The following is a 9,508-nucleotide window of genomic DNA, read 5'->3' as shown; positions in this document are numbered from 1 at the left end:
GGGGTTTTGAATGGGATCCATGGGGCTCAGTTTATCCGAGTGATGCTGTCGATGTGCGTTTTCCGTTTGAACTCGGCCTGGCGGCGGGTTTTATCCATGACCTGTCCCTTGAGCTGGCCGCAGGCCGCGTCGATGTCATCGCCGCGCGTCCTTCTGACCATGGTTAGGACACCGGCGTCGAGCAAAAGTTTCTGGAAGTCCCGGATGCGGGTTTCTTCGGAGCGCTCGAACCGGGTGCCGGCAAACGGATTGAACGGGATGAGGTTGACTTTAGCGGTATTGGCACGCTGGACTTTCGCATCGATGCGGCGCATCAGTTTGGCCAAGGCACGGGCATGTTCCGGCAGGTCATTGACCCCCTGCATCATGGTGTATTCGAAAGTGATTGACGTGCGCGGCTTGCGCAGCGCGTAACGAACGCAGGCATCGAGCAGTTCATCAATCGGGTATTTCTTGTTGAGCGGTACCAGCTCGGTGCGCAATTCATCGGTCGGCGCATGCAGGGAAACCGCCAGGGAAACATCGCTGACTTCGGACAGGCGGTCGATCATCGGCACCAGACCGGCAGTCGACAGGGTAACGCGTTTGTTGGCCAGTCCGAAACCGTAATCATCGCGCATGATGCTCATGGCACGCACGACGTTGTCGAAATTGAGCAGCGGCTCGCCCATGCCCATCATCACCACGTTGGTGAGCTTGCGCTGCCTGTGCGGCACATTGCCCAGATGCTTGGCGGCGACCCAGACCTGCCCGATGATTTCGGCGGTGCTCAGGTTGCGGTTGAACCCCTGGGTGGCGGTGGAGCAGAACTGGCAGTTCAGGCCGCAGCCGACCTGGCTGGACACGCAAAGCGTGCCCCTGCCCTTGTCGGGGATGAATACCGCCTCGATGGCATTGGCCTGATCCATGCCGAGCAGCCACTTGTGGGTGCCATCGGTGGAGGGTTTGTCCAGAATGACGGGCGGCGGCATGACCACCGCCCGTGATTCCAGCTTGGCACGCAGGTCCTTGCCGAGATCGCTCATCTCGGCGAAATCGCAGACATGGCGGTGGTAAATCCACTTCATGATCTGATGCGCGCGGAAACGCTTCTCGCCGAGTTCCTCGGCGAAAAAACGCTCCAGACCGTCACGGTCGAGATCGAGCAGATTGACTTTGGCCGTGTCGTTCATGGTTCAGCTTGCGCTGATTTCCGTGGCGGCGAAGAAGTAGGCGGTTTCAATGGCGGCGTTTTCGAGACTGTCGGAGCCATGCACGGCATTGGCATCGATCGACTCGGCGAAGTCGGCGCGGATGGTGCCCGGAGCGGCATCCTTCGGATTGGTGGCACCCATCAGCTCGCGGTTCTTGAGTACGGCATTTTCACCTTCCAGGACCTGGATCATTACCGGACCGGAAATCATGAACTCGACCAGGGCATTGAAGAACGGACGTTCGCGGTGCACGGCGTAGAAACCTTCGGCTTCGCGGCGCGAAAGGTGCTTCATTTTGGCGGCGACGACTTTCAGGCCGTTGCTTTCGAAGCGGCTGTAAATCTGGCCGATGACGTTTTTGGCGACGGCGTCGGGTTTGATGATGGAAATGGTACGTTCGATGGCCATGGGGCAGCTCCGGTTTTAGGGGGAAGGTTAAACAGTCATTTTAGCATTTTTTAGCCTCCAACGCCGGCCGTTCGCTCCAGCTTTCAATGGAAATTCAAGCATCTACCGGACAGACTTGACCGCAGACACGGCCAAGCATACGATTGAAACAATCGTTTAATTCGTTCCGAGGATGGCATGACGAATCATTTCAACACCAAAGAGCGCATTCTGCATGCCGCCGAAGATCTGTTCGCGCAGCACGGATTTGCCGGAACCTCGCTTCGGCAGGTGACTTCCAGAGCCGATGTCAACATCGCCGCGGTCAATTACCACTTCGGATCCAAGGAAAACCTGGTGCATGAAGTCTTCAAACACCGCATGGACGAAATGAGTGAAAAACGGCTGAGCGCGCTGTCGGAAACGGTGGCCCGGGATCCGAAAGACCTGCACGGCATTTTGCTGGCCTTCATCCAGCCCGCCCTGGCCCTGACCCTCGACCGGCACGGCGCCTCGTTCGTGCGTGTGCTGGCGCGCGCCTATGCCGAGAAAAACGACGGCCTGCGCAACTTCCTGTCTGAAAACTACGGTCAGGTCCTGCGCGAGTTCGCCAAGGCCATTGCGGTCTGCCTGCCGCAATTGAGCAAAGAAGAGCTTTACTGGCGCATGGATTTCACCGCCGGCGCCCTGACCTATGCCATGGCCGACTTCGGCCTGATCCGCCGCCAGCCCGGGGTGACCGAAAAAGCCCACTGCGAGAAAGCCGCGCAGCACCTGATTACCTTTGCACAAGCCGGCCTTAAGGCCTGAAAACTGGAGTATTCCGATGTCCGATTACCGTTTCAAGAAAGTCGCCGTTCTCGGCGCCGGCGTCATGGGCGCGCAGATTGCCGCCCATTTGGCCAACGCCGGCGTGCCGGTCATCCTGTTCGATCTGCCGGCCGACGGCGCCGACAAGAATGCCGTGGTCGGCAAAGCCCTGGCCAATCTGGGCAAATTGTCCCCTGCTCCTCTGGCCACGAAGTCCGTTGTTCAGAACATCGAGCCCGCCAACTATGACGAGCATCTTGAAAGGCTGAAAAGCTGCGACCTGATCATCGAAGCCATCGCCGAGCGAATCGACTGGAAGAAATCCCTGTACGCGAAGATTCTGCCGTTTGTCGGCCCCGGGGCAGTATTGGCCTCGAATACCTCCGGCCTTTCGATCAATGCGCTTTCGGAAGTGCTGGATGAGTCACTCCATCATCGCTTCTGCGGCGTGCATTTCTTCAACCCGCCGCGCTACATGCATCTGGTCGAGTTGATTCCCTGCGCCAAAACCGATGCCGAGGTTCTGACGGCCTTGGAAGCTTTCCTCGTCAGCACTCTCGGCAAGGGCGTGGTTACCGCCAGGGACACGCCGAATTTCATCGCCAACCGCATCGGCGTATTTTCCATCCTCTCGACCCTGCATCATACCGCACAGTTCGGCATGGGCTTCGACGAAGTCGACGCGCTGACCGGCCCGCTGATCGGCCGGCCGAAATCGGCGACCTACCGCACCTGCGACGTGGTCGGCCTCGACACCATGGGTTTGACCATCAAGACCATGGCCGACACCCTGCCCGCCGACCCCTGGCATCCGCACTTCACCGTGCCCGATTTCCTGCAAGCCTTGATTGACGCCAAGGCCTTGGGACAGAAAACCGGGGCGGGCATTTTCAAAAAAGTCGGCAAGGAAATCCATGTCTTGGATTTGGCCAGTTCGCAGTACCGCCCGAGTGCGGGACAGGTCGATCCAGAAGTGCTCGCCATCCTGAAAGACCGCAATCCCCAGACCAAGTTCAAGGCACTTCGGGCATCATCCCATCCTCAGGCGCAATTCCTGTGGTCCTGCTTCCGGGACCTGTTCCATTACTGTGCTTTCCATCTCGCCGACATCGCGGCAAGCGCCCGTGAACTCGACTTTGCGATTCGCTGGGGCTACGGATGGAACATGGGACCGCTTGAACTCTGGCAAGCCGCCGACTGGAAGCAGGTTGCCGCATGGATTGCCGAAGACATTGCTGCCGGCAAGAGCATGAGCCAAGCGCCTTTACCGGCTTGGGTATCCGCGGTGGATGGCGTGCATGGTGCGGCCGGAAGTTACAGTGCATCGGAATCGACGATGCTTCCGCGCTCTGCAAATCCGGTCTACGCCCGTCAGCGATTCCCCGATCCGCTGCTCGGTGAACGCTTCGCGACCGGTGAAACCGCTTACGAAGATGACTCCGTGCGTCTCTGGCACGATGGCGACGGCATCGGCGTGCTCAGCTTCAAATCGAAGATGAATACGGTCGGTGACGGTGTTCTGGCGGGTGTGCAGAAGGCCATTGATATTGCGGAACAGCAATTCCAGGGCTTGGTGGTCTGGCAGACCAAAGAGCCCTTCTCCGCCGGTGCCGATCTGTCCGGTGTGTTGGCTTCACTTCAGGAAGGCCGCATCGAAGACTTCCGGACCATGATCGGCCAGTTCCAAGCCACCAGCATGCGCATTAAATATGCGCAGATACCGGTGGTGGCAGCCGTACGCGGCATGGCGCTCGGTGGAGGATGCGAATTCCAGATGCACGCCGCCCGCACGGTCTTCGCGCTCGAAAGCTACATCGGACTGGTCGAGGCCGGCGTCGGCCTGTTGCCTGCCGGCGGCGGCCTCAAGGAAATCGCGGTACGTGTCGGTTTGAATCCGCCGAACGGGGATGTGCACGCCGGCCTGAAGCCCTACTTCGAGGCCGTTGCGATGGGCAAGGTCTCCGGCTCTGCGCTTGAAGCCAAGGAATTGAAACTGGCACGCGAAGGGGATGTTGTTGTCTTCAATGCCTATGAATTGCTGCATGTGGCCAAGGCGCAGGCGCGCGCCATGGCCGAATCCGCCTATCGCCCGCCGGTGGCGCCGAAAGCCATTCCTGTGGCAGGCTCCATCGGTATTGCGACGTTCAGGATGATGCTGACCAACATGCATGCCGGCGGCTTCATCTCCGATCACGACCTGGAAGTATCGACCCGCATTGCCACGGTACTCTGCGGCGGCGATGTCGACCGCGGCACCTTGGTTGACGAACAATGGTTGCTGGATCTGGAGCGCGAACATTTCGTGGCGCTGGCGATGATGCCGAAAACCCAGGAACGGATCGCCTACATGCTGAAAAACGGCAAACCGCTGCGCAATTAATCAGGAACCGCCATGAAAACCATCCAAGAAGCTTACATTGTCGCCGCCACCCGTACTCCGGTGGCCAAAGCCCCGCGCGGCGCTTTCAAGAACGTCCACCCCGCCGACATGCTGGCACACTGCCTCCGGCACGTGGTCGCACAGACGCCCGGCATCGACCCCGAACGCATCGACGACGTCATCGTCGGCTGCGCCATGCCCGAGGGCGAGCAAGGCATGAATGTGGCACGCATCGGCGCCCTGCTGGCCGGCCTGCCGCAATCGGTCTCGGCGCAGACCATCAACCGTTTCTGTTCCTCCGGCCTGCAGGCCGTGGCACTGGCGGCAGACCGCATCCGGCTCGGCGAGGCCGATCTTATGATTGCTGCAGGCACCGAATCGATGAGCATGGTGCCGATGATGGGCAACAAGATTGCGATGACGCCCTCGGTATTCGAGAACGATCATATCGCCATCGCTTATGGCATGGGCATCACCGCCGAGAACGTGGCTGCGCAGTGGAACGTCTCGCGCGAAGATCAGGATGCCTTCGCCTATGCTTCGCATCAGAAAGCCCTGGCAGCGATTCAGGCCGGGCATTTCAGTGCCGAAATCTCACCCTACGAAGTCGTCGGAAAATCAGCCGATCTGGCCGGATCCCGCATCATTACCCGCAACAAAACCCTGAGCAACGATGAAGGCCCGCGCGCCGACACCAGCCTCGAAGGGCTCGCCAAGCTCAAGCCGGTGTTCAAGGCACGGGGATCGGTGACTGCAGGCAACAGTTCACAGATGTCGGATGGCGCCGGCGCCGTTCTGCTGGCTTCGGCGCAGGCCATCAAGGATTACGGATTGACGCCGATTGCGCGCTTCGTGAGTTTTTCCGTTGCCGGTGTTCCGCCGGAAATCATGGGTATCGGCCCGATTGCCGCCATTCCGAAGGCTCTGAAACAGGCCGGTCTGAATCAGGACCAATTGGATTGGATCGAATTGAATGAAGCCTTTGCCGCGCAGGCGCTTGCCGTCATCCGCGACTGCAAACTGGATGCATCCAAGGTCAACCCCTGCGGCGGCGCCATCGCGCTCGGCCATCCGCTCGGGGCGACCGGCGCCATCCGCACCGCGACCATCGTACACGGCATGAAGCGCACCAATGCCAAATACGGCATGGTTACCATGTGCATCGGTACCGGCATGGGCGCAGCTGGCATTTTCGAATCCCTTTAACCGCAGCCGACAGTCCAAAAAAAACACCGCGTTAGCGGTGTTTTTTTTACGCCGTGAATCGGTGCGGTCAATGATGATGACCGCCTTCCCCATGCACGTGACCATGCGCTTTTTCTTCATCAGTGGCGTCACGGACCGTGACAATCTCGACCGCGAAGAACAGATTCTTGCCGGCCAACGGATGGTTGCCATCCACGGTAACGGTGGTTTCATCAACGGCGGTGACGGTCACCGTCATGCCGCCCTGCGGCGTCTGGGCCTGGAACTGCATGCCGGGTTCGATGTCATCGACGCCCTGGAAAGCTTCGCGCGGAACCTGCTGCACCATGAAATCATGATGTTCGCCATAGCCTTCGGCGGCGGCAACTTCGACATCGAGTTTGTCGCCGGCTTGTTTTCCGACCAGGGCGTTTTCCAGGCCGGGCACGATTTGGCCGACGCCATGCAGATAGGTCAGCGGCGCATGGCCTGCCGAGCTGTCAATGACCTGGCCGTCTTTATCCGTAAGGGTGTAATGGAAGCTGACCACGCTGTTTTCGCTGATTTGCATAACTCTGGGTTCCTCGAAATGATTGAAAAAAAACCCCGACGTGTCGGGGTTTTCAGTAAGACGCGGACGTCTTTTATTACTCAGGATTGACTTCGTCGGCTTGCATGCCTTTCTGGCCTTTCACGAGCTTGAAGCTCACTTTTTGGCCTTCTTTCAGCGATTTGAAGCCATTGCCCTGGATGGAGCGGAAATGCACGAACACATCTTCGCCGCTTTCCGGGGTGATGAAGCCGAAGCCCTTGGCGTCGTTGAACCACTTGACGGTACCGATTTGACGATCTGACATAGTATTACTCCTAGATAAAACGAGAAAAACCCACCCGAAAGTAGGACTGTTTTGCTAGGAATACCGCGATGTTACGATGAAGCGGACCACAAAATCTACCGCACCGGGCCACAAGCCACGTTGGCCCTAAGCAAAATCAGTAAAGGCACTATACAGCAAGACGCCGGCAAATACCAATAAATATCTGATTTTCTTTGAAGTTGATTCGAATCAAGCCCTCCCGTTCAGCAATCGTCGTATCATAGACCAGCGCTTTTAATGGCCTTTTCCCGACCAAATCCATCCATCTAATTGATTGGAAAGACTTTAATGACTTCACCCTACATCAAAGAAGCGGTGCTGGATGTCCGCCACTGGACCGACCAGTACTTCAGCTTCACGGTCGCGCGCGATGATGGGTTCCGCTTCGACAACGGACAATTCGTGATGATCGGACTGGAAGTTGACGGCAAACCTCTGGTCCGGGCCTACTCCATCGCCAGCGCAAACTGGGAAGAACATCTTGAGTTCTTCAGCATCAAGGTGCCGAATGGCCCACTGACCTCGCGACTGCAGCATATCCAGCCCGGCGATAGCCTGTTGATCAGCCGAAAACCGACGGGCACCCTGCTGATCAGCGATGTGCATCCCGGTAAAGTGCTTTACCTGCTTTCCACCGGCACAGGTCTTGCGCCGTTTCTGGCCATCGTCAAGGATCCGGAAACCTACGAGCGTTTCGAACATGTCGTGGTCGTGCATGGCGTGCGCTATGCCAAAGACCTGGCCTATGCCGACTACTTCAGGAACGAATTGCCGCGCCACGAGTACCTTGGCGAGCAGATCAGCCGTCAGCTGCATTATGTGCCTGTGGTATCGCGGGAGCCCTTTGCCTTGCATGGCCGGGCAACTACGCTGCTTGAGAGTGGTGAAATTCCCCGGTTCCTCGGATTTCCCGAACTCAATCCGGAAACCGACCGCGCCATGATTTGCGGCAGTCCGGGCATGCTGGCCGATTTCCGCCGCATTCTGGACGCCAAGGGATTTATTGCCTCCAGTAAGATTGGACAACCCGGCCATTACGTGTTCGAGCGCGCATTCGTCGAGAAATAAGCGCCAAAAACAGACCGAAATCGGGCATAATATTGGGCTGACGAAGCCCCATTCCGTCTGCCTTTCCCCCATATTCAGGAGCCTCCCATGTCCGACTCCTTCGCCACGCGCGATCACCTGACCGTTAACGGCCAGACCTATACCATCTTCAGCCTTGCCAAGCTCGGCCAGCGCTACGACATCAGCAAACTGCCCTACTCGATGAAGATCCTTCTTGAGAACCTGCTGCGTTGTGAAGACGGCGTATCGGTGACCAAGGCATCGATCGAAGCCGTTGCGCAATGGGATGCCAAGCAGGAACCGGATACCGAAATCGCATTCATGCCCGCCCGCGTCGTGCTGCAGGACTTCACCGGCGTGCCCTGCGTAGTCGATCTGGCCGCCATGCGCGATGCTGTAGTCAAGCTCGGCGGTTCGGCGTCAAACATCAATCCGCTGATCCCCTCCGAACTGGTCATCGACCACTCGGTGCAGGTCGATTCCTTCGGCAAAGCCAGCTCGCTCGATGAAAACGGCCAGATCGAATTCGCCCGCAACGGCGAACGCTACAGCTTCCTGCGCTGGGGCCAGAAAGCCTTCAACAACTTCAAGGTCGTTCCGCCGAATACCGGCATCGTGCACCAGGTCAACCTCGAAAATCTGGCCCGCGTGGTGATGGAACGCGATATCGACGGCACACTTTATGCCTTCCCGGACAGCGTGTTCGGTACCGACTCGCACACCACGATGATCAATGGCATCGGCGTACTGGGCTGGGGTGTCGGTGGTATCGAGGCCGAAGCAGCAATGCTTGGCCAGCCGAGCTCGATGCTCATTCCGCAAGTGGTCGGTTTCAAGCTGACCGGCAAGCTGCCGGAGGGTGCGACAGCCACCGATCTGGTGCTGACTGTCACCCAGATGCTGCGCAAGCACGGCGTGGTCGGAAAGTTCGTCGAGTTTTTCGGCGATGGCCTGAACCACCTGCCCTTGGCCGACCGCGCCACCATCGCCAACATGGCTCCCGAGTATGGCGCGACCTGCGGCATTTTCCCGATCGATGGCGAATCACTGAATTACCTGCGCCTGTCCGGAAGAGAGGAAACCCTGATCAATCTGGTCGAGGCCTATGCCAAGGCCCAGGGGCTGTGGCGTACCGACGCCGAAGCCGAGTACAGTGCGGTGCTTCATCTCGACATGGGCGAAGTCAAACCGTCCCTGGCCGGCCCGAAGCGTCCGCAGGACCGCGTTTTGCTGACCGATATGAAACAGAACTACACCGACAACCTGGTTGCACTGACCGCCAACCGTAAACCGAAAAACGGTGATGTCGCGAAGTTCGAAAATGAAGGCGGCGATGTCACCGCCACTCTGGGAACGGTTCAGACCCAAATCAATGGCAAGTCGGTGGAAATGAAGGATGGCGCGGTAGTGATAGCCGCCATCACCTCCTGCACCAACACCTCCAACCCGGCGGTGATGCTGGGTGCCGGCCTGCTGGCCCGCAAAGCCGCGGCTCGTGGCCTGAAACCGGCGCCTTGGGTGAAGACCTCGCTTGGACCGGGCTCGCTGGTGGTGACCGATTACCTGAAAAAGGCCGATGTGCTTAAGGATCTCGAAGCCATGGGCTT

Annotated in this window: 9 protein-coding genes; 5 read left to right on the top strand and 4 right to left on the bottom strand. The window is 58.5% G+C overall.

Annotated elements, in window-relative coordinates; translation table 11 throughout:
* Window positions 1-26 precede the first annotated feature (26 nt).
* Together rlmN and ndk are read right to left on the bottom strand one after the other, a co-directional pair.
* Complete coding sequence (rlmN, locus tag Q0W88_RS09325) at window positions 27-1,172, bottom strand: 23S rRNA (adenine(2503)-C(2))-methyltransferase RlmN (RefSeq protein ID WP_297802700.1); 1,146 nt, start codon at window positions 1,170-1,172, stop codon at window positions 27-29.
* Window positions 1,173-1,175: 3 nt separating this feature from the next.
* The gene (gene ndk, locus Q0W88_RS09320; protein WP_297802697.1) at window positions 1,176-1,601 is read right to left on the bottom strand and encodes a nucleoside-diphosphate kinase; all 426 of its coding nucleotides are present in this window, start codon (window positions 1,599-1,601) and stop codon (window positions 1,176-1,178) included.
* Window positions 1,602-1,778: 177 nt separating this feature from the next.
* On the opposite strand from ndk, the gene Q0W88_RS09315 reads away from it, so the two are divergent.
* From Q0W88_RS09315 to Q0W88_RS09305, 3 genes are read left to right on the top strand one after another with little or no spacing between them, the layout of a single operon-like run.
* On the top strand, window positions 1,779-2,390 hold the full coding sequence (locus tag Q0W88_RS09315) for a TetR/AcrR family transcriptional regulator (protein ID WP_297802695.1): 612 nt from the start codon (window positions 1,779-1,781) through the stop codon (window positions 2,388-2,390).
* 16 nt (window positions 2,391-2,406) lie between these two features.
* The gene (locus Q0W88_RS09310) at window positions 2,407-4,770 is read left to right on the top strand and encodes a 3-hydroxyacyl-CoA dehydrogenase/enoyl-CoA hydratase family protein (RefSeq protein WP_297802692.1); all 2,364 of its coding nucleotides are present in this window, start codon (window positions 2,407-2,409) and stop codon (window positions 4,768-4,770) included.
* Window positions 4,771-4,782: 12 nt separating this feature from the next.
* Window positions 4,783-5,976, top strand: a complete 1,194-nt coding sequence (locus Q0W88_RS09305) for an acetyl-CoA C-acyltransferase (RefSeq protein ID WP_297802689.1) — start codon at window positions 4,783-4,785, stop codon at window positions 5,974-5,976.
* A gap of 67 nt (window positions 5,977-6,043) precedes the next feature.
* Here Q0W88_RS09305 and slyD read toward each other — a convergent pair whose 3' ends face one another.
* Window positions 6,044-6,526 (bottom strand): peptidylprolyl isomerase, encoded by a 483-nt coding sequence (slyD, locus tag Q0W88_RS09300; RefSeq protein ID WP_297802686.1) that lies wholly within the window; start codon window positions 6,524-6,526, stop codon window positions 6,044-6,046.
* A 76-nt stretch (window positions 6,527-6,602) separates the two neighbouring features.
* Window positions 6,603-6,812 (bottom strand): cold-shock protein, encoded by a 210-nt coding sequence (locus Q0W88_RS09295; RefSeq protein WP_297802682.1) that lies wholly within the window; start codon window positions 6,810-6,812, stop codon window positions 6,603-6,605.
* A gap of 309 nt (window positions 6,813-7,121) precedes the next feature.
* Here Q0W88_RS09295 and Q0W88_RS09290 point away from each other — a divergent pair, with 309 nt between their 5' ends.
* Entirely contained in the window at window positions 7,122-7,901 is a 780-nt protein-coding gene (locus tag Q0W88_RS09290; RefSeq protein WP_297802679.1) for a ferredoxin--NADP reductase, read from the top strand.
* A gap of 87 nt (window positions 7,902-7,988) precedes the next feature.
* The coding region (gene acnA / locus Q0W88_RS09285) for an aconitate hydratase AcnA (RefSeq protein WP_297802676.1) at window positions 7,989-9,508 on the top strand (1,520 nt) is incomplete at its 3' end.

The sequence above is a fragment of the Arenimonas sp. GDDSR-1 genome, assembly GCF_025980345.1.
Classification (GTDB): Bacteria; Pseudomonadota; Gammaproteobacteria; order Xanthomonadales; family Xanthomonadaceae; genus Arenimonas.
This window is presented reverse-complemented; position numbering and strand designations above follow the sequence as displayed.

What these genes read in the sequence shown, in the direction of transcription:
- rlmN (WP_297802700.1), bottom strand. Translation starts at nt 1,172, where the DNA reads ATGAACGACACGGCCAAAGTCAATCTGCTCGATCTCGACCGTGACGGT.
- ndk (WP_297802697.1), bottom strand. Translation starts at nt 1,601, where the DNA reads ATGGCCATCGAACGTACCATTTCCATCATCAAACCCGACGCCGTCGCC.
- Q0W88_RS09315 (WP_297802695.1), top strand. Translation starts at nt 1,779, where the DNA reads ATGACGAATCATTTCAACACCAAAGAGCGCATTCTGCATGCCGCCGAA.
- Q0W88_RS09310 (WP_297802692.1), top strand. Translation starts at nt 2,407, where the DNA reads ATGTCCGATTACCGTTTCAAGAAAGTCGCCGTTCTCGGCGCCGGCGTC.
- Q0W88_RS09305 (WP_297802689.1), top strand. Translation starts at nt 4,783, where the DNA reads ATGAAAACCATCCAAGAAGCTTACATTGTCGCCGCCACCCGTACTCCG.
- slyD (WP_297802686.1), bottom strand. Translation starts at nt 6,526, where the DNA reads ATGCAAATCAGCGAAAACAGCGTGGTCAGCTTCCATTACACCCTTACG.
- Q0W88_RS09295 (WP_297802682.1), bottom strand. Translation starts at nt 6,812, where the DNA reads ATGTCAGATCGTCAAATCGGTACCGTCAAGTGGTTCAACGACGCCAAG.
- Q0W88_RS09290 (WP_297802679.1), top strand. Translation starts at nt 7,122, where the DNA reads ATGACTTCACCCTACATCAAAGAAGCGGTGCTGGATGTCCGCCACTGG.